General features: G+C 35.5%; 20 protein-coding genes. 6 read left to right on the top strand and 14 right to left on the bottom strand.

What is annotated here, in order from left to right; translation table 11 throughout:
• Positions 1–527: 527 nt before the first annotated feature.
• The 6 genes from SOI76_RS07590 to SOI76_RS07615 all read right to left on the bottom strand — a co-directional run bounded on the left by SOI76_RS07590 (position 528) and on the right by SOI76_RS07615 (position 8,952).
• A complete protein-coding gene (locus SOI76_RS07590) occupies positions 528–743 on the bottom strand; it encodes a hypothetical protein (protein WP_016145543.1) in 216 nt (71 codons plus the stop codon).
• Between the two features lie 194 nt (positions 744–937).
• A complete protein-coding gene (locus SOI76_RS07595) occupies positions 938–1,402 on the bottom strand; it encodes a MarR family winged helix-turn-helix transcriptional regulator (RefSeq protein WP_002121027.1) in 465 nt (154 codons plus the stop codon).
• Between the two features lie 847 nt (positions 1,403–2,249).
• Positions 2,250–3,968, bottom strand: coding sequence for a fructose-specific PTS transporter subunit EIIC (gene fruA, locus SOI76_RS07600; RefSeq protein ID WP_104078820.1), 1,719 nt, complete (start codon positions 3,966–3,968; stop codon positions 2,250–2,252).
• Positions 3,955–4,902: a 1-phosphofructokinase gene (gene pfkB / locus SOI76_RS07605; protein ID WP_104078819.1), complete on the bottom strand. Its 948-nt coding sequence runs from the start codon at positions 4,900–4,902 to the stop codon at positions 3,955–3,957. Before pfkB ends, fruA begins: the two co-directional genes overlap by 14 nt.
• Before the next feature lie 15 nt (positions 4,903–4,917).
• The gene (gene ptsP / locus SOI76_RS07610; protein WP_104078818.1) at positions 4,918–7,770 is read right to left on the bottom strand and encodes a phosphoenolpyruvate--protein phosphotransferase; all 2,853 of its coding nucleotides are present in this window, start codon (positions 7,768–7,770) and stop codon (positions 4,918–4,920) included.
• Between the two features lie 321 nt (positions 7,771–8,091).
• A complete protein-coding gene (locus SOI76_RS07615) occupies positions 8,092–8,952 on the bottom strand; it encodes an alpha/beta fold hydrolase (protein WP_104078817.1) in 861 nt (286 codons plus the stop codon).
• Between the two features lie 141 nt (positions 8,953–9,093).
• Here SOI76_RS07615 and SOI76_RS07620 point away from each other — a divergent pair, with 141 nt between their 5' ends.
• Entirely contained in the window at positions 9,094–9,549 is a 456-nt protein-coding gene (locus SOI76_RS07620) for a hypothetical protein (protein WP_104078816.1), read from the top strand.
• Between the two features lie 25 nt (positions 9,550–9,574).
• On the opposite strand, the gene SOI76_RS07625 is transcribed toward SOI76_RS07620, so the two are convergent.
• The 3 genes from SOI76_RS07625 to brnQ form a co-directional block, all read right to left on the bottom strand.
• On the bottom strand, positions 9,575–9,829 hold the full coding sequence (locus SOI76_RS07625) for a hypothetical protein (RefSeq protein WP_004791919.1): 255 nt from the start codon (positions 9,827–9,829) through the stop codon (positions 9,575–9,577).
• A gap of 259 nt (positions 9,830–10,088) precedes the next feature.
• The gene (locus tag SOI76_RS07630) at positions 10,089–10,508 is read right to left on the bottom strand and encodes a GlcG/HbpS family heme-binding protein (protein WP_032053927.1); all 420 of its coding nucleotides are present in this window, start codon (positions 10,506–10,508) and stop codon (positions 10,089–10,091) included.
• A gap of 189 nt (positions 10,509–10,697) precedes the next feature.
• Positions 10,698–11,999: a branched-chain amino acid transport system II carrier protein gene (brnQ, locus tag SOI76_RS07635; RefSeq protein ID WP_104078815.1), complete on the bottom strand. Its 1,302-nt coding sequence runs from the start codon at positions 11,997–11,999 to the stop codon at positions 10,698–10,700.
• Positions 12,000–12,352: 353 nt separating this feature from the next.
• On the opposite strand from brnQ, the gene map reads away from it, so the two are divergent.
• Entirely contained in the window at positions 12,353–13,147 is a 795-nt protein-coding gene (map, locus tag SOI76_RS07640) for a type I methionyl aminopeptidase (RefSeq protein WP_032053925.1), read from the top strand.
• Positions 13,148–13,194: 47 nt separating this feature from the next.
• Here the strand turns inward: map and ltrA are convergent, their stop codons facing one another.
• On the bottom strand, positions 13,195–14,094 hold the full coding sequence (ltrA, locus tag SOI76_RS07645) for a LysR family transcriptional regulator (RefSeq protein ID WP_057075240.1): 900 nt from the start codon (positions 14,092–14,094) through the stop codon (positions 13,195–13,197).
• 234 nt (positions 14,095–14,328) lie between these two features.
• On the opposite strand from ltrA, the gene SOI76_RS07650 reads away from it, so the two are divergent.
• The gene (locus SOI76_RS07650; protein WP_104078814.1) at positions 14,329–14,652 is read left to right on the top strand and encodes a hypothetical protein; all 324 of its coding nucleotides are present in this window, start codon (positions 14,329–14,331) and stop codon (positions 14,650–14,652) included.
• A gap of 47 nt (positions 14,653–14,699) precedes the next feature.
• Here the strand turns inward: SOI76_RS07650 and grxD are convergent, their stop codons facing one another.
• Positions 14,700–15,041: a Grx4 family monothiol glutaredoxin gene (gene grxD, locus SOI76_RS07655; RefSeq protein WP_002120913.1), complete on the bottom strand. Its 342-nt coding sequence runs from the start codon at positions 15,039–15,041 to the stop codon at positions 14,700–14,702.
• 227 nt (positions 15,042–15,268) lie between these two features.
• Between grxD and argD the strand changes: the two genes are divergently transcribed.
• The gene (argD, locus tag SOI76_RS07660; protein WP_104078813.1) at positions 15,269–16,477 is read left to right on the top strand and encodes an aspartate aminotransferase family protein; all 1,209 of its coding nucleotides are present in this window, start codon (positions 15,269–15,271) and stop codon (positions 16,475–16,477) included.
• Positions 16,478–16,532: 55 nt separating this feature from the next.
• On the opposite strand, the gene SOI76_RS07665 is transcribed toward argD, so the two are convergent.
• The 3 genes from SOI76_RS07665 to SOI76_RS07675 form a co-directional block, all read right to left on the bottom strand.
• Positions 16,533–16,964 carry a CBS domain-containing protein gene (locus tag SOI76_RS07665; RefSeq protein WP_032053919.1) on the bottom strand — a complete coding sequence of 144 codons (432 nt, stop codon included), beginning with the start codon at positions 16,962–16,964 and terminating at the stop codon, positions 16,533–16,535.
• A gap of 144 nt (positions 16,965–17,108) precedes the next feature.
• Positions 17,109–17,483, bottom strand: coding sequence for a DUF2750 domain-containing protein (locus SOI76_RS07670; RefSeq protein ID WP_032053918.1), 375 nt, complete (start codon positions 17,481–17,483; stop codon positions 17,109–17,111).
• Between the two features lie 202 nt (positions 17,484–17,685).
• Entirely contained in the window at positions 17,686–17,919 is a 234-nt protein-coding gene (locus SOI76_RS07675) for a hypothetical protein (protein WP_104078812.1), read from the bottom strand.
• Positions 17,920–18,135: 216 nt separating this feature from the next.
• Between SOI76_RS07675 and SOI76_RS07680 the strand changes: the two genes are divergently transcribed.
• Both SOI76_RS07680 and SOI76_RS07685 read left to right on the top strand, forming a co-directional pair.
• Positions 18,136–18,495, top strand: coding sequence for a hypothetical protein (locus tag SOI76_RS07680; protein ID WP_002120892.1), 360 nt, complete (start codon positions 18,136–18,138; stop codon positions 18,493–18,495).
• 99 nt (positions 18,496–18,594) lie between these two features.
• A complete protein-coding gene (locus SOI76_RS07685) occupies positions 18,595–18,921 on the top strand; it encodes a hypothetical protein (protein ID WP_104078811.1) in 327 nt (108 codons plus the stop codon).
• Positions 18,922–19,027: the final 106 nt, after the last annotated feature.

A 19,027-nucleotide genomic window follows, 5' to 3' on the forward strand; every position in this document is an offset into this window, starting at 1 on the left:
TTCTGTAGTGTCCAAAATAGTAATAACTAAATTTTAAGTGTACTTTTTTTGAACTAAAGCTGGGTTGTTAAAACTATTATATACTTAATATTTAATTTATGTTTTTGTTATTTATTGGTTTTTAACGATCTTGTCTTAAAAAAAATATTTATGATGATTTTTGTAAAAAACTTATTAAAACAGAAGCTTATAACTGGCTTGATATAATTAGTTTAATAAAAATAAGCTTAACGATGAGTAGAAGAAAACGAGAAAAAATAAAACGATAGTAAATTAAATTTTATTCAGATTATATAAATAAAAAACATCTTAAAAATAGTTTAAATAAATACAATAACTACTACTAAGTTTACAAAAGTAACATAAAATAAAGGCTTTTATTATCGTAAAATTCTTTTTGTCAAAAAGGATATATATTTCCTTTTTGTGCATTTTATAGCCTACATTTTCCCCAAGATGTAGGTTTTTTTTATGCATAATTTTTAGAAATTCTAACTACTAAAAATAAAAAAAGCCAAAATGGCTTTTTACACAGTTTCTGGTTTTTTCAACTGTTCTTGAATGTACAGATTCATATAGTATTGTTCGATATAATCATCAGCATAGTTGTTTGCTAATGTTTTTGTCGCCACTTGCTCATGTTTTAAATAGCAATTTGATTCAAGATCTTTTTCGAGTACCCACCATTTACGGTTAATACGACGTACCTGAAACTTGTCACTTTTGTATTTTCTTTTAGCCATTTTTCCGGAGTTTGCTATTCAGTTATTGAAAGAGAATTTCTACTGGAGTTACGAGCTCAAGTCAACAGATGGAAAGTTAATTGATTATTTTATGTAGGATTTATATCTCAATGGTACATAGAAAAATATTAAAATAATTAAGCTCTCGTAAGGAGAGCTTAATTATTATTTATCTGATGGTTTTTTATTTGGTTTTAACGAGACAGGTTCTTTAAAAGTAATTTTAAGCTTTCCATCATTTTTTCGAGTTGTAAAGGAGTAATACCTTCAAAAGACTGCTCAAGTACTACGCTGGTTAGATCATTGATCTTGTTGATCATTTCAGTACCTTTTTCTGTAAGTACTACACGGGTAATTCGTCCGTCAGTCTGACAAGAATATGTTTCAACCAGTCCTTCATCTTTTAATCGATAAACGATTTTTGTGGTAGTCGACATTTTTGAAATAATCATATCTGAAAGTTCAGAAACACTCGCATGGGGCTTGCTGCTTAAAGCCAACATGATGCGTCGACGTGAGTTATCTAAACCATATTTTTTTAAAGCATTATCAATGTTTTGTACATATTGAGCATGTACTTGAGTAATCCAATAATATGGAAAATCTTCAAGAGTAAAAGATTCTGTTGTAGGTAAAAAACGCGCATACTTCTTTGTCATTGACTTTTCCCCATACCTTGGTGGATCGCATTCCTGGTGAACTATCTTTAATAGTTGAAAAATATAGTTTCATCAAGCAAGTTATAACAGGACTTTACTTGATGAGCAAAAGTTATATAGCTTCATTTGATAATGACGTTGAATAGTCCTTATCTTTATAGAGCATTACTATATCTTTGCATGAACTTAAAAATATTCTTCCTCTATAATCAAAGAGTATTGAAAATTAATACTACTTAACAAAGCAGCCTCAAAAGCTCTTTGAATAGATATATAAGATCGCATCTAAGCTTGCTTGATCGTTAAATGAACGATATTGCTTGCAACCGCATCGTAGAAAAAAAATTATGATTTGACCGTGGCATTGAACGAGAAAGTTTTTGTCTCTAAAGTCATAATTATGAAAAATCAAGATATTTAAATAATAAATATTTTTATATATCAATGCCTTGCTTTATTTTTATATTGATAAAATTTACCATACATTTAACATGAAACATCTATTATTTAGTAAATTAAAATTATTTTTTATTTTAAGTATTTGATTTTTATTTATAATTTAAGTATTTACTTTTAAATCTTAAATTATGATAGAGAGTGGAATTTGTCTATAAATTATATTTTTTATAAATTTTACTTGAAATATCTCTTTTAAATCGCAAAAGCAACCAACTTTAACTGTAATGTTAGCAGAGGAAATGTCAGCACAAATTATGGCTAGAGCTATTCAGATTAAATGAGTTAAGTCTTAGACAATTAACTATCAAGTAGTTTTTAATTTAAATTTTTATGAGATCAGGCATATATAATTTATAAAAAAGGGAGAATATAAATTCTCCCTTTTTTATTATGAAATAGCTACGGGCTTTTCTTCTAACTTTTTCTTAACAATGGCATAACTTATTCCTGTAACGATACTACCTGCAGCAATTGCAGCAAGATATAACCAAGCATGATTAATTGCATTCGGAATTAAAAGAACAAATACACCACCGTGAGGAGTAACCAACTCGCAATGGAAAAGGGCAACAAGTGCTCCAGTCACAGCTCCACCTAAAATGCAGGTTGGAATAACACGCATTGGGTCTTTAGCTGCAAAAGGAATAGCACCTTCAGAAATAAAACATAAACCTAATACGAAAGCTGCTTTTCCGGCATCTTTCTCTCCGGTACTAAATTTATTCCTTGCAATGAAAGTCGCAATAGCCATACCAATAGCAGGGACCATGCCGCCAGCCATTGTTGCTGCCATAGGCATATAAGTATTTGTTGTCAGTAAGCCGACAGTAAAAGCGTAGGCCGCTTTATTGATTGGACCACCCAAATCAATACACATCATGCTTGCTAATATAATACCCATTAACACGGCATTTGTTGTACCCATGTTGTTTAGGAAGTCTTTCATTAGCTCAAAAATATGTGCTACTGGCTGACCCACCACGTAAAACATGATAAGGCCAACGAATAATGTACCTAATAGGGGAATAATTAAAATAGGTTTAAGTGCTTCTAAGCTTGTAGGAAGTTTGAGTTTTTTTGCAATAAAAAGCGTGATATAGCCAGCAAGAAAACCTGAGACAATGCCACCTAAAAAACCTGCTTGTAGCTGAGAGGCGAGTAAGCCCCCAATTAAACCAGGTGCAAGACCAGGACGATCAGCAATTGAGTAGGCAATATAGCCCGATAACATCGGGACCATGAGCATAAATGCAGCAGCACCAATTTGTTTTAATATGGCAGGTAAGCTACCTGCTTGTTCAGCAGCATTTAGACCAAAGCATAAGGAGAGAGCAATTAACAGACCTCCAGCTACCACCATAGGTAACATATAAGAGACACCCGTTAAGAGATGTTTATATACGCCAACTTTTTCGGTTTTATCTTTGTTTTCTGCAGATGTTTGTTGCTTACCTTGTTCTAAAACTTGTGCATTGCTGATAGCTTCTGCAAAGGCTTTATCTGTTTGCTTTAGAGCAAAGCCTGTACTGCATCGATAAACGCGCTTACCTACAAAACGATCTGTATTAACTTCGATGTCAGTCGCAAGAATCACAATGTCTGCTTCAGCAATAGCTTGAGCTGATAAAATGTTTTTTGCACCAACAGAACCTTGTGTTTCTACTTCAATCTCATACCCAAGCTTTTCTGCACCTTGTTGTAAAGCTTCAGCAGCCATAAAAGTATGGGCAACACCCGTAGGGCAGGCAGTGATTGCTACAAACTTTTTAGTAGTAATTACTGTCAAGCTATTATCACTTAACCAATCTTGAGCTGGCTTAAAGTGATCTAAGGCAGTTTGGAAAGCTGTGTGAGCATCATTTTTTATCTCTTCAATGCTAATGAAAGATAATGGATGTGTACCAAAAATATGAAGATCTTTCGGCCGTTGTCCAATCACGATGACTTGTTCAAAGCTTTCATTCGGATCGAATTCATCAAGCGAAATAATGCTATTTTGATAACCTTGTTGGGATGCCACTTGTGCAAGTTTACGAGCTAAAATCAAAGCATTGACTTGCTGTTGCGGACTATTAATGACAAATAATAAATGTTTAGCAGTTAGCATCAGATTCACTCAATGAATTGATTGTAGTTTGGGCTTTTAATTGGTTTAGCTTTTCAGCATTGGGAATGTGAAAGCCTATTTGTGTTACAGCATGACTCGCAATTGCTGTGGCTGTTTTTAATGTTTCTTCGGCAGAAAAACCATTTATTAAGCCATGAATCATGCCTGCTAAAAGAGAGTCACCTGCACCAACGGTACTTTTAACGATCACTTTAGGAGCTTTGGCATGAAGTGGGTGAGTGTCGTGTAGCCAGTTTACACCGTCTTCTCCCATAGAAATAACGACATGCTCAATTTTAGCTAAGTTTTCAAAAAGCTTTTTTTGTTCAGAATAAGTCGCGGCAGGAAGTTGATAGCTTTCTACTAACTCATCTGTATTTGGCTTAATCATCCATGGTTGGCATTCAATTGCAGCGACCAATGCTTTACCACTTGTATCAAGTGCAACTTTTTTCCCTTGCGCTTGAATGAGCTTAATAAGTTGCTGTAATTCATCAACACTAAAACCTTGTGGAAGGCTCCCGGCAATGGCAACTACATCTATCTGTGGCAAAATCATTTCGATTTTTTGAAAGAGGTTCTTCTTATCTAGTTCAGAAACAAAGAAACCTTTTCCATTTAAATCGGTCATACGTCCAGAATGTTCAGCAATTTTTATATTTTGACGAGTTTCGCCTTCAATATAAATAAACTCTGGTTGGAATTGAGCTTTTTTAAAATGCTCATCAAAAATCTGTTTGTTCATTGTTCCTAAAAAACCAGAAACAATAACCTCATGCCCCAAATCTTTTAAAACTTGTGCAATATTTAAGCCTTTGCCTGCTGCATGTATTTCTACAGATTCTTGACGATTTACTTGACCTATCTGTAACTCATTGATTTGTATAGTCACATCAATTGCAGGATTTAAAGTAATTGTTAAAACTTTAGCCATTACTATTCCTAATCTTTACATTTCTTGTTCGGATAACTGACGTACAGCAGAGGCGCTATCACATTCTAGTGCACGCTTTGCAAGCACCTGAGCTTTGCTGTAGTTGAGTGTACGAATTTGAGCTTTAACCAAAGGAATACTATTCGGTGACATACTAAGCTCATCTACACCTAATCCCATCAGAATAGGCACTGCTTTTGGATCAGCAGCGAGTTCACCGCATATGCCCACCCATTTGCCATGTTTGTGGGCAGCTTTTACGGTTTGATCAATCAATTGCAAAATACTTGGGTGTAGGCCGTCTGCTTCAGCCGAGAGGATAGGGTGTCCACGGTCAATGGCTAAAGTATATTGAGTTAAGTCATTTGTTCCTATGCTAAAGAAGTCCACTTCTTGAGCAAGGATAGGTGCAAGTAAAGCAGCCGAAGGAACTTCTATCATGATACCAACTTGTAAGTCGGCGCATGGATATATCGCTTTAACTTCGTCAAGGATCGCTTTGGCAGCACGCCATTCCTCTACACGGCCAATCATTGGAAACATGATTCGTAAAGGACGGTCATCTGCTGCTTTAAGCAAAGCAATAAGTTGTTGGCGCAACAACTCTGGCTGTCTCAGAGTTAAACGGATGCCTCTTAATCCTAAAAATGGATTTTCTTCTTCAGCAATTGGAAGATAAGGAAGTGGTTTGTCACCACCTACATCTAGCGTACGTACTACGAGTGGTCGGCCTGCAAGAGCATCTAAAACAATACGATAATCTGCTTCTTGGGTAGCTTCACTCGGAGCGCTACTATGCGCCATAAAAACAAGCTCAGTCCTGAGTAGGCCAATTGCTTCAGCGCCACATTCTACCGCATGGGCTGTTGCTTGAACTTTTCCTAAATTGGCAGCAATTTCAATTTGATGTTGATCTACAGTAATCGCAGGTTCTTGACTGTGACGTTCAGCTTCTTCACGAATTTTTTTCTGATGCTCACGTTCTTGTTTTGCTTGTTCGATTTGTTGAGCATTAGGATTTAAGATAAAAGCTCCAGTATCTCCATTAATTAAAAGAGAGCTTTTTTGTTCAATGTCTAGTACTTGATCACCAGCGCCAACAATTGCAGGTATACCTAAAGCACGAGCAACAATAGCACTATGAGCGCTTGCGCCACCTACAGCTGTCAAAATACCTGCTACACGATCTTTATTAAGGCGGGCTACATCACTTGGCCCTACGTCATACATGATCAGTATATAAGGTTCTTTAGGCTCTTCGATGATGACCTCACCGCAGAGTTGAGCCAAAACGCGATCACCAATATCACGTAAGTCTGTAGCACGCTCAGCTAGTAATCGGTCTGGTAAAGCTGCTTGTTCTTTGGCCGCTGCTTCAATATGTTCATGCCAAGCAGCAGGAGCAGAAAGGTTTAAGTTAATCTTTTGAATAACACCATTAATAAGATCTGGGTCGTCAAGCATTTCTAAATGTGCTTGGAAGATCTGCTTAATTTCAGCCACTTCGGATTTTGCAATAACTTGGTGAATATTGTTTTTAACAGCGTGAAGGGCAATATCAAGATTTTCTTTTTCTACTTTGACGCTCGAACCCATACGTTCATATTGATAAACCTTAGGTTTAATGACATGAACAGGCCCAAAAGCTAAACCACTTGAAGCGGCAATGCCCGTATTTGAACTAAGTAGTTTTGATGGAGCTTCAATTTTATTTGATGGCTCTATTTTTATATCAGAAGTTTGTATAGGTTCAACTTCTTCACCTAAACCTTGTTGCACTGCTTGAATAACTTTATCTAAACCTTCGACTGCATCTGTTTCTGGTTCGGCAATGAAACGTAGAGTTTGTCCACGTTTACATCCTAAAGCCAAGAGGCGCGTCAAACTTTTAGCAGAAACAAAATTTCCTTCATCTACTGCGACCTGAATATCACCTTGAAAACTTTTTGTTAAGTTCACTAGATGAGTGGCTGGTCGAGCATGTAATCCATGTGCATTAGCGAGTACAACAGAACGATGAGGCCAATCTGGAATAACATCTGCCCCAATGATTTTGGCAATTTCATTTGGTGTTTGTGTTTGATCTAGTTGTGCAACTTGCTCTGGATTAAACAGAATATCAATCAGTCGATTAAATCTCTGGCTATCTAATTGTTCATTGGCAGCGATACATACGAGTGTATTTAACTTTTTTTCATCTAGCTCTAAAGCATGGCGAGGCTTTACGATACTGATTGCTGGTTGTTGAACAAACTTACTACTTGAAATAGACCAGATCTGATCTTGTAGTTGAATAACTTGATCAGGGTCAAGTGAACTTAGAAAACCACATTTTACAAAATTGTGTTTTTTTAGAATTTGAGATGCTGACCAAAACAAATCTTCAATATCTTGAGATTCAATTTCAGTTTGAATTAAATTTTCATGTAAATTTAAAGATAACGGCTGAGCTTGTAATATTTCAATAATTTGCTCAGGTTGGTTCGCATTTTTTACCTGTTCACTTACATCATGCATTAAAGCTCGGGTTAATATTTGTAGGACTTGTAAGTGTTCATCTGATTTTGCTGCAATAACAACAGCTAAATAAACTCTGTTTTCACCATCCCATATTATTCCTTCGGGGAAGTGAGCTAAACGGATACCTGTTTCTAAAATACATTCACGAGATTGGGGAGTACCGTGGGGGATAGCAATGCCTTGACCCAAATAGGTAGCACTTTGCTCTTCACGATTAATGAGTCCTGTAATATAGTCAGGTGTGACTAACCCATCTTTCTCCAATATATCTACTAGACACTGTAATGCATGTGTTTTATCAACAGCATGTTGATTCATATGAATATGTCGAGGCTCTAGTGCTAGCATATTTATCCTTGAACAATATCTCTGGGTTTAGCTAAAACAGAAAAAAAGAAGCCGTTTGTATTAAAAATAGGTTAATTTAACCGTTTTTAAACAACAGCTTCGTATAAATTACCATAGCAGAACTTTAAAGCTATATCGACGTATTTACGTAAAAAATGCTTGTTTTTAATACAAAGGATAATTTCTAAATAATATTTTAATCTTTTATGATAGATATAAAGATAATAAAAGAATTTTATAATGAAGTTGAATACGTATATTAAAAAAAACCTCTATACCGGATTACGAGTATAGAGGCAAAAAGTAACAGATTAATTAAGATTAGTGTCGAATTTCTTGTTCCAAGAGTGACCATAACTTTTGATGTGATTTTTTAAACATTAACATGTGCCCAATTGATTTATAGCCGAGTTTGATAGGGTTTAGCTCTAGCATTTTTGTAGGTGCATTCGGATACAGCTTTAATAAAGCTTCAACGTTACGCTCGGTTGCAATTTCATCATCACTTGCCCAAATAGAAGTAATAGGGCAGATAATTTCAGTATGAAAATCATGGAAAATAGTTTTACCAATAGCATTTTTCACATAGCCGGGATGACTACAAAATTCACGCCACTGTTGAGCGACTTTTTTAGGTAAGTTTTCTCCCATTCCAATAAATTGAGTTGCTCCATAACCTTTAAACGCACTAGAAATGGGAAAGATAACATTGAACATTACTGGTGCTAAAAACTTGGTTTTACCTTTGAGACCCTTTACATGGCCAGTGGAACCTGCAACAGCAACAACTTTTGCTACTTTATGAAAGTTAGGCACAATTCCTAGCAATTGCCCACCAGCACTATGACCAAGAAGAGTAACTTGTTGTGCTTGGATTTTTCCTAATAAAGTATCAATTGCACAAGGGATATCAAGGGTTCCCCAATCATTAATACTTGCACTACTTTGCTTTAACGGCCCATGCAAAGAGTCTCCAATTCCACGGAAATCAAAGCTTAATACATCATAGCCTTGCTCACTTAACCAGCTAGCAAAAGAATGATAAAAGTTTTTGGTAATACCTGTGGCTGGACAAATCAACACGGGATTGTCTAGTTGTCTTGATTGAGCTGGATAAAAATGTGCAGCAAGTTGATAACCATCTTTGCAGGTCATCCACAATGATTCAAAAGTGTTATCCATAATATTTCGTAGTGATTGGTTTGTTGATATCTTTAATTTATATGAGTTCTAAAATGATACTTGGTTAAAGTGTGACTATAAAGTCAATATTTATGTTATACAGCTCATTAAATTTAAATAAAACGAACAATTGGAAAAAAGATGGATTTACCGAAAGCCGTACAGTTAGCTATTGTGTTTAGTGGCATATTTTTATGGATAGGAATGTTAACTGGGGTATGGAAATATTGGCAAATACGCCGTTCAGAATTAAGTCGCGCGCATTATTATGTAGATATCGCTCATCGGAGTAGCTTGTTATATGCAGCTGCTACTTTAATTCTTGCTGCCTTAAGCTATTTTACTGTTTTAAATGAAAATCTTACTTTGTGGTGTGTGTTCGCTAATATTCTATTTTTTAGTTTTTCCATTTTAGTTTATATCCTACATGGCTATTTACAAGACACGACAAATCAATTTAAACGTCCACACAAGTTAGGTCGTTTTAGCTTGCCTTCATGGATGATGTCTTTAATGATGATAGGTTTGATTGTGACTGAATTACTGGCTACGGCTATTTTAGTTATCGGAACAATTTTTTTATTTTTAGATATATAAAAATGGATGATTACTCATCCATTTTTTAAGAATTCAAATTTTGTTGACTAAGACGTCTTTTAGCTAATTTTCGCATCTTATGATCGACAAAGGCCCACACACAAAATATGAAAGAAACGACCATCGCATACATAAAGTATTCGGGTTTCAGATTTCCCTTAATCATACCTTGAAACAGTAAAGTCAGCATAAGAGCAAGCGGCGTTACTCCATAAACAACTGAATCTTTGCTGTTCAGAGTGTTAATGAAGACTTGTTTGTTGAAATGTAATGATAACATCTCCATCCCTCCTTGTGGTTGTGCTAAAACTGAATGTTTTAGTCAAGAATAAGTTTAATGTTGTACTTCTATTTTTAATTCAATTCAATAGTGAATAGAAAATTTTTTGAACAGTTTTATAAAAAACTCTATGTTTATAAAAGGTTAAGGTATTAAAAAAGTAAATATTAAATATTTTTGTATAAAATACTTACTTTTTTAGAAAAGAGAAATATTTAAGTGAAAAGTACAATAATTTCTCTTTTCTAATAAGTTCAGATTAGCTATTTTGTTTTTTTAAAAAGAGGTCAATGGCATGTTGAGCAATTTCTGCATCCTCAAAAGATTGAACACCAGAAACTCCAATTGCACCTAAAATTTGGCCGTCATAAAGAATTGGTTTACCACCTTCTAGCATGCCTTGAGCACTCGGCATACTTAAAAAACCTAAGCGACCATTTTGCAGAAGTTCTTCGTAGAATTTTGAAGGTCTACCTGATATTGAAGAGCATTTTGCTTTTTCTAAACATAAATGGGAACTTAAAGGTGAGGCGCCATCTAAACGTTTCATGAGTAGTAAAGAACTTGTTTCGTCAACAATAGCGATACTAACTTTAAAGTTGTGTTCAATTGCATATTTTTGAGCTTCTTCCATTAAAAACTCTGCATCTGCTTGTGTTAGATAATATTTACTTTTCATTGTTGCTCTTCTTTCCTAGTAAGCTAAAAATTATTTTAGTGTAATTTTACAGTAAAAATTGATTATATCTATAATTGTTTTGTCATTCAAATTAGTGTGGAAACAAAATGCTGGTTGGATAAACTCAGCATTTTATTCAATATATAAAATCATGTTTGGGTAAAACTCGATTTCAAAAGAGACACTAGATTAAATATTTTTAAATTTAACTTTGTCGATCGTTACGGTAATGATGAGAACAACTAAAGATGGGATCAACCAAGCTAAGTTTTGTTCGTTTAAAGGTAAGTGTTGAAGGAAATCGGGTAAATAATCGCCAAAACCTGCAACCTTAAGACCGTCAATAATCCCGAAGATAAAAGCAATACTTGTTACTGAACCAACAATAAAAGAAGGCTTGTGCCAGAATTTCCAAAAGAAGCTCAGCATAATTACCACAATTGCAGGTGGGTAGATTGCACTTAAAACAGGCACTGATACAGCAATAAGTTTAGTTAAACCAAGGTTAGAAATAACGAAAGAGAAACCAACTAATATGAATACTAAAAGTTTGTAAGGTAATTTAGTTAACTGAGCAAAATACTCACCGCAAGCACAAGTTAAGCCAATCGCTGTTACCATACATGCTAGAAAAATGAGGCCAGTTAAGAATAGTGAACCCATATTGCCGAAAGCATGTTGAACATATGCATGTAAAATTACTGCACCATTTGCTGCATTTGGTGCAACTTCATGGCTACCTAAACCTAATTTAAACAAGCTTAAATAAACTAATGTAAGACCAGCACCTGAAATAAGACTGGCAATAATTGCATATTTAGTCACTAGCTTTTTATCGGTAACACCACGAGAGTAAATCGCTTGAATAATTACGATACCGAATACTAATGCGCCTAAAGTATCCATGGTGAGATAACCATTTACGAAACCTTCCGAAACTGGAGATGCAACGTAATGGTTGATTGGAGCAGGAACATAACCAGACGGAATCATGACTGCTGCAATGCCCAAAATTGCTAGTGCAATAATTTTTAGCGGAGCGAGTACATGTCCAACTGTATCCAATAACTTGTTTGGATAAAGAGAAACTAGCGTTACAAATGAAAAATAAATTGCGCTATAGATTAAAAGGCTACTACTTGATGTTCCAAAATAAGAAGAAAAACCAATCTCATAAGAAACAGTAGCTGTACGTGGAGTTGCAAATAAAGGACCTACTGATAAATAACAAACTACAGTTAAAATCAGACTTGCAACTCGACCTAGAGGAGAGCTAATAATTTCAATGGAACCCTGCATACGAGAGAGTGCCATAATGGTAATTACAGGTAGACCAACTGCAGTAATCAAAAAGCCTATAGCAGCTAGCCATACATGATCACCGGCTTGTTGAGCGACAATGGGAGGAAAGATAATATTGCCAGCCCCAATAAAAAGAGCAAAGGTCATAAAACCTAGGGCAATAATATCTCCAGTACGAAGATGTTGCATAAATTAAAATTAATAAAAAAGAAGGAATTTTAGAGCAAAAGAGATCATGATCAAGCGGTATTTTATGTGAAAAAGATTTTTTTCAGAGCATAAAAACCTTTAGTAGATATTAAAAATATCAACTGGTTAAGGTATGTATTTGAAAAACCATTGAAAGAAATTAGGAAATCATTTTTTGTCTCTGACTTTTTAAAGAAATTATGCAAAAATAAAAGTATAAATTTCTATTATGAATGTTGAATATTTGGGCATTTAATGCTTCCAGCCTATCCTATATCCGTTCTAGAATATTCTAAATTAACTTACATTTTTGTAGGCGTGGTAAAAAGCAGTGTCTACGAGGATAAAACTGAATGAGAGCTTCTACTGTTACAATAAAAACTGAACAAGATCTGGAAAAGTTAAGAATTTCTGGACGCTTGGCTGCACAAGTTTTAGAAATGATAGGGGCATATATTAAACCGGGTGTATCTACTGAATATTTAGATAACCTGTGTAATGACTATATTGTAAATACTCTAAAAGTTATTCCTGCGAATGTGGGATATCATGGTTTTACTAAAACAATATGTACATCAGTAAATGAAGTGGTTTGCCATGGAATTCCATCGCCGAATAAAATTTTAAAAGATGGCGATATTATCAATATTGATGTCGCAATTATTAAAGACGGCTACTTTGGTGACACGAGCCGCATGTATTTTGTGGGTAATGTAAACCCGCAAGCAAAAAAACTTGTTGAAACAACCTATGAGGCGATGGTTGCTGGTATTCATACCGTTAAACCGGGAGCTACATTAGGTGATATCGGTTACGCTATTCAGTCAGTTGCTCACCGAGAAGGGTATAGCATTGTTCGAGAATATTGTGGTCATGGGATTGGTAAGGTTTATCATGAACAACCCAATGTTCTACATTATGGGCAACGTGGCCAAGGTTTAGTTTTAAAGAAGGGAATGGTCTTTACCATTGAACCGATGATTAATGCGGGCAGACCGCAAGTGAAAGAGTTGAATGATGGATGGACTGTTATTACCCAAGATCTTTCATTATCTGCTCAATGGGAGCATATGGTTGCTGTAACTGATACAGGCTTTGAGTTATTAACACCATGGCCTGAAGGTGTAGGAAATTATCCTGCAATTTGAAAATAAAAAAGTTCGATAATTATCGAACTTTTTTATTTTCATTTGTTTTAATGCTCAGATAGGTGTTCTACCAAATAATCGATAAATACTCGTACAGCAGGTAGTAACCCTCGGCGTGATGGATATACAGCATGTAATATACCGTGAGGAGCTTTCCATTCTGGTAATATTTGCACAAGTTGTCCAGATTTTAGAAAATCTTCTGCCGCACTCTCTGGAAGCAAAGCGATACCACAGTTTTGACTCGCCAACTGCGCCAACATGTGTATGTTTGTACCCATTATGGTAGGGCTGACTTTGATTTTCTTTTGCTGATTGTCTGGCCCATGCAAAAGGAATTGCTGATCAAGGTGTTCTTCAGAAAGACTTAAAATACGATGTTCGCTTAGCTGCTCAGGAATTTTTATATCACCAAACTCATTTAAATAGGCCTGACTTGCAAATAGGCTCTGTTCTATAAGAGCAAATTGTCTAAGAACTAAACTCGGGTCATCATCTAGTTTTGAGCGAACTCGTAGCGCAATATCAATTCCTTCATTAATAACATCTACTCGACGATTGCTAACCATAAGTTGCAAACGAATTTCTGGATATTTTTTTAAGAAAGCAGGCAAAATTTTAGGAAGTTGATTTTGAGCCACATCAACTGGAACACTAACTTTAACAACACCTCTAGGTTGAATGCTTAGATGATCAACCAGATCATGTGCGGCTTGTGCAGCATTCATCATGACTTGAGCATGTCTATAAATATCCATCCCAATATCTGTAACAGCAAAATGACGTGAACTACGTTGAATGAGGCGAACCCCTAAGTTTTCTTCTAAACTATACACGCGACGACTTAGTTTTGATTTTGGTATATCCGTTACACGTTCAGCAGCACTAAAGCCACCATGCTCAACAACGAGAGCAAAACAATAAAAATCATCAAGATCAGTGAGCATTAAAATATCCTATTTCTGCAACACCAACGATTTTACATTATTATTTTTGCAACGATAATTCTTAAATTAAATTATTTGTAATTAACTAACCCTTTAAATAAAAATAGAATTTTGAAATTATATTGTAATTACTTTGTAATTTTAATGTGTGTTGTTTTGATCAGTATTCTAGCCTTTTATAGAAGTTTGAATTAATTTCTTTTACACTACAATTTTTCTCTATCCTCAAATTTCATGTCTTATCAACTGATCGAACTTAACGATGCCTTGGCGAATATTGAATGTCCATTTTGTAAACAAGCGATAATTGACTGGGCGCAAGAACAATATATTCAGCCGTGTGAACATACTTTATTTATTGCTATGGATTTAGGGTTCGAATTTGTTGCTGATCGATTTGAAGAAGGTATGAACCAGAATGTAGATGAGTTGCACGAAGATCCAGATATGAATGTATTTGAAGCATTAACGACAACTGCTTATGAAAATCTAATTATTTTGAAATCTGATTTAGGTGTAGAAAATTTATTTCGCTATGTTGGGATAAGTGATCGTTAAATTTGAGAGTATAAAAAAGCCAATCTGTTGATTGGCTTTTTTATTATTTACGCTTCTGGCGCTGCGCTGTATTGTTCAACTAATGGTTTTAATTCGCCATTTTGGAACATTTCAAGCATGATATCGCTACCACCAATAAGTTCGCCATTTACCCAAAGTTGCGGGAATGTAGGCCAGTTCGCAATTTTTGGTAATGTTGCACGAATATCAGGGTTTTCCAAAATATTTACATATGCAAATGGACGACCAATTTGACTGAGCGCCTCTACAGCACGTGCAGAGAAACCACATTGTGGAAACTGTGGAGTGCCTTTCATGTAAAGTAAAACGGGATGCTTCGCAATTTGATCGCGGATTAACGCTTCAGTATCACGTGCTTGTTCAGTCATAAAGAGATCCTCAACTAATCTAGCAGCATTATAGGGGGTGTTTACATCGCTTTGCAAACCACCTGATTACTTAAAGTTGCATTGAATATTCAATATTTTATTGTATAAACCGAAGTGATAGCAAAAAGCGGACGAAATTTTAGATAAATGAATGATGAGACTTTTCATCAGGGCCAGTTTTTGCTTATATAAACCCTTCTTAAAACCTCATACAGACAGAGTTCGTTATGAATGATATTACCCTAGCTCCAATACAACCTGATCAACCATCACATTTAATGGCTACTTATGGTCGCCAAGCGATCAGTTTTGTACGAGGCCGAGGGGCATACTTATATACCGAAGATGGCACAGAGTATTTAGATGCTTTAACCGGTATTGCTGTATGTGGTTTAGGTCATGCGCATCCAGTCATTGCAGAAGCAATTGCTGAACAAGCTGCAACACTTGTGCATACGAGTAACTTATTTGAGATTCCTTGGCAAACGGCAGCTGCTCAGAAGCTTGCTGAAGTTTCAGGGATGGAAGAGATCTTCTTTTCAAACAGTGGTGCAGAGTCAAATGAAGGCGCCATTAAAATTGCTCGTAAATTTGGTACTCAACAAGGTGTAAGCTCCCCAAAGATTATTGTGGCAGAGCAATCATTTCATGGTCGTACTTTAGCAACACTTTCAGCTACTGGTAATAAGAAAGTACAAGATGGTTTTGCTCCTTTAACCCATGATTTTATTCGTGTGCCATTTGGTGATGTAGATGCAATTCAAGAAGCTGCTTTGCAGCACCCAGATATTGTTGCGATTTTGATTGAGCCAATTCAAGGTGAGGGTGGTATTAATACAGCGCCTCAAGGCTTTAGCTATCTTGAAGAAGTCCGCACTATATGTAATCAACATAACTGGCTAATGATGTTAGATGAAATCCAAACTGGTAATGGCCGAACAGGTAAGTATTTTGCTTATCAACACACAAATATTGTGCCTGATGTTCTTACGACTGCAAAAGGGCTGGGTAATGGCTTTCCAGTAGGTGCTGTAATGACACAAGGTAAAGCTGTAGGCCTATTAGGACCTGGTAGTCACGGTTCTACTTACGGTGGCACAGTGTTAGGTTCTCGTGTGGTTTATACAGTAATTGATACAATCCAAAAAGAGAATGCTGTAGAAAACGCGGCAGTTGTTGGTGGTTATATTGTTGATCAATTACGTGCGCAATTGGCAGATAAAAATGTGCAAGTACGTGGCTTTGGTATGATGATTGGTATTCAATTACCTAAAGACTGTGCTGAGCTCGTTGCAATTGCTCGTGACCAACATAAGCTGATTATTAATGTGACAGCAGGTTCTGTCGTTCGTTTATTGCCACCAATTAACATGACTCAAGCACAGGCTGATGACTTACTAGAGCGTTTAGTCGCTTTAATTAATGACTATCTTTAAGTTTTATATCAATAAAAAATGGGCATATAAATGCCCATTTTTTTATGTGAAATACTTAACCTGAAATGTACTGTTTTAATTGTTCAATAAGATTTTTCTGATCTTCCATTGCAGCTTTTACTAAGTCACCAATAGAGATAAATCCAACTAATTTTTCATTGTCTAGTACAGGCAAGTGACGTAAGTGGCGGTCTGTCATGAGCTGTAAGCACTCTTCAACCGTATTGTTTAGGCTTACTGTAATCACTTTAGATGTCATAATTTCAGCAACGGTAGTGCTATATGAAGAACGTTCCATAAGCGTTACTTTTCGCGTGTAGTCACGTTCAGATAAAATTCCGACAACTTTTTCGCCTTCGGCTACGACAAGCGCACCAATCCCTTTGTCTGCCATGATTTTAATTGCTTCAAGGACAGTGGCTTCTGGAGAAATTGTAAAAATATCTTGCTCTACTTTGTTCTTGATTACTTGTGCAACAATTGTCATTTCTTCTGTCCTGTGTTTTATCATTTTGTTTTAAATTAGCTTGATTTTATAAAAATGCAAAGACTGGATAGTCATTCAAATACAAGTTTTACACTCAAGCGTTCAAAAAGCATTCTAATAGAGATTAAGAACCTAAAGAAAAGTTTACGCTCCTTGCCAATTTGGATGTTTAAAAAAGAAATGTTGCATTTGCTGAGTAGATAACTTTAATTTTCTATGAGAGGAATTAAATAAAGCAGGAGTAACGTTGAGTCGAGTTAAAGTTGGTAACAAAGACTCATGGAAGTCTTTAGGGGTAATTCTTCTAGGTTTATAGTGCGGCCAATGCTCTTTTGCATAGCGATGTGCCTGCAAGCCATTGAGCCAAAAAGGGAAAATAAAATCTTCCTGATCTGATTTAATTGCCCAGCCTTGATGAAATAAACCCCAAAGAACCCCACAATACATCATGGTTCTTAAAATATAAATCTTAATCATCAAGTCTCTTGAAACCGGTTGTAGATTACTTAAACTATTCATTGTGAATTTAATGGTTCTTAACTTGTCTTGCTTATTATAAAAAAATCAGATGACATTTCAGTTTAAACAGGTATCAAATCGTAAACAAATATTCCAGCTATGAAATTACTTTCATCTATTTAAAGTGTCTAAAGTTTTTAAATGAATTGATAAATTTGGGTTTTTACGGGCATAAAAAAAACGCCACCTAAGTGACGTCTCTTTATGCTTGCATTGTGGCTAACTTTTGCCAGTATTGTGCTTTAAGTGAGTCACGTTCAACACGGAAACCTTGATAATACAATTCTGCTAAGAACAGTGCGGCTTTACCGTGCCCAGCGCGAGCAACTTCTTCTAACTGTGCAACTGCCTCCTGAAAATTCATTTGAGAGTGAATTGTGTTTACTGCAGTTGCGTACACATGTTCTAAATCATGATGAGAGATACGTTGAATCATATAAAACTCCTTATTGTAATTATGATTACTTTTTCTAAAGGCCACTGCCTTTAAATTAATTTAACTTAGTATTGTTAAACTAATATTACAAATTAATGGATTTGTCAACTATTGGTGCAAACCACTTTATTCACTATTAGGATACATGATTAAACATTATTCACAAATAATTTTGAGTAAAATCAATATGAGAATAAAAGACAAGGAGAATAAAATATGACAAATACTATCGACGGCTTTGTTTTTGATACTCCGCCTAGAGAGGAACAAATCATAGAACTAGCCCATTATCATCGTAAACTATTAGATGAAGCGATCTTTCATCAAGAGATCCATTTAGGGGATTATTGTCTTGCTCAGCGCAAAAGAGTATTTGACTTTGCAAGGCATTTGGAACCTGCACAAAAAAACTGGTTTTATCAAGTTTATGATGGTGAATTGAGAAAAATTGCTGATGAAGACGAGTTGCATCCAGCAGATGCAGAAGAAGGGTTAAGTATTTTTGCCATGTTTTTAGTTTTGGTGATTATTGCGGCAATTTTATACTTTTCCGTCATTCGTTCACTAATAAGCTAAGTATTATGATCCAGTAAGGTACGATTCTTAGCCTTACTGGATGTTTGATCTTGTGCTTATGAGTATTGAACCCTACACTACACTAATTCGAGGTAGGTCATGCTCATATTCAAACAAAATTTTCTTAAATTAAAGTCTGAGTTAAAAATTGATCAATGTTTTAACCTATTTGTGGTTATTGTCATTGGCTGTATTTTTGTGCTGTCATATTTAGCATTACTTCGGCCTATTAGTCCGGAACAATATCAACGAATTATACAACTCTCTCATCAGGCTACTTATCCTAAAACTCAGGATATGGCTGAGCTGCTAATAGCTCAATCAGAAATTCATAGAGCAGAGTATTTAAAGTTAATGCATGCATACCAATTTGAAGGTGCTCATATTAGACAATATCCAGCACTTGCTCAGGAAGATACTCAGTAAATAGGTTTATCGGGCTAAATCTTGGTTTCAAAAGCTTTTTGAGCACTATTGTGGCAGGCAAAATTTTGAATTTATGCTAAACTTTATCTTTTTAAACGCGCTGCTT

The organism is Acinetobacter pittii, from assembly GCF_034064985.1.
GTDB classification, from domain to species: Bacteria; Pseudomonadota; Gammaproteobacteria; order Pseudomonadales; family Moraxellaceae; genus Acinetobacter; species Acinetobacter pittii_H.

Excerpts from the sequence above, each read along its gene's own strand:
- SOI76_RS07680 (WP_002120892.1), top strand. The coding sequence starts at position 18,136 with ATGACAAATACTATCGACGGCTTTGTTTTTGATACTCCGCCTAGAGAG.
- ptsP (WP_104078818.1), bottom strand. The coding sequence starts at position 7,770 with ATGCTAGCACTAGAGCCTCGACATATTCATATGAATCAACATGCTGTT.
- argD (WP_104078813.1), top strand. The coding sequence starts at position 15,269 with ATGAATGATATTACCCTAGCTCCAATACAACCTGATCAACCATCACAT.
- SOI76_RS07675 (WP_104078812.1), bottom strand. The coding sequence starts at position 17,919 with ATGATTCAACGTATCTCTCATCATGATTTAGAACATGTGTACGCAACT.
- SOI76_RS07650 (WP_104078814.1), top strand. The coding sequence starts at position 14,329 with ATGTCTTATCAACTGATCGAACTTAACGATGCCTTGGCGAATATTGAA.
- map (WP_032053925.1), top strand. The coding sequence starts at position 12,353 with ATGAGAGCTTCTACTGTTACAATAAAAACTGAACAAGATCTGGAAAAG.
- SOI76_RS07615 (WP_104078817.1), bottom strand. The coding sequence starts at position 8,952 with ATGGATAACACTTTTGAATCATTGTGGATGACCTGCAAAGATGGTTAT.
- SOI76_RS07620 (WP_104078816.1), top strand. The coding sequence starts at position 9,094 with ATGGATTTACCGAAAGCCGTACAGTTAGCTATTGTGTTTAGTGGCATA.
- grxD (WP_002120913.1), bottom strand. The coding sequence starts at position 15,041 with ATGACTGAACAAGCACGTGATACTGAAGCGTTAATCCGCGATCAAATT.
- pfkB (WP_104078819.1), bottom strand. The coding sequence starts at position 4,902 with ATGGCTAAAGTTTTAACAATTACTTTAAATCCTGCAATTGATGTGACT.
- SOI76_RS07685 (WP_104078811.1), top strand. The coding sequence starts at position 18,595 with ATGCTCATATTCAAACAAAATTTTCTTAAATTAAAGTCTGAGTTAAAA.
- SOI76_RS07630 (WP_032053927.1), bottom strand. The coding sequence starts at position 10,508 with ATGAAAAGTAAATATTATCTAACACAAGCAGATGCAGAGTTTTTAATG.
- SOI76_RS07595 (WP_002121027.1), bottom strand. The coding sequence starts at position 1,402 with ATGACAAAGAAGTATGCGCGTTTTTTACCTACAACAGAATCTTTTACT.
- ltrA (WP_057075240.1), bottom strand. The coding sequence starts at position 14,094 with ATGCTCACTGATCTTGATGATTTTTATTGTTTTGCTCTCGTTGTTGAG.
- SOI76_RS07625 (WP_004791919.1), bottom strand. The coding sequence starts at position 9,829 with ATGTTATCATTACATTTCAACAAACAAGTCTTCATTAACACTCTGAAC.
- brnQ (WP_104078815.1), bottom strand. The coding sequence starts at position 11,999 with ATGCAACATCTTCGTACTGGAGATATTATTGCCCTAGGTTTTATGACC.
- SOI76_RS07670 (WP_032053918.1), bottom strand. The coding sequence starts at position 17,483 with ATGAATAGTTTAAGTAATCTACAACCGGTTTCAAGAGACTTGATGATT.
- SOI76_RS07590 (WP_016145543.1), bottom strand. The coding sequence starts at position 743 with ATGGCTAAAAGAAAATACAAAAGTGACAAGTTTCAGGTACGTCGTATT.
- fruA (WP_104078820.1), bottom strand. The coding sequence starts at position 3,968 with ATGCTAACTGCTAAACATTTATTATTTGTCATTAATAGTCCGCAACAG.
- SOI76_RS07665 (WP_032053919.1), bottom strand. The coding sequence starts at position 16,964 with ATGACAATTGTTGCACAAGTAATCAAGAACAAAGTAGAGCAAGATATT.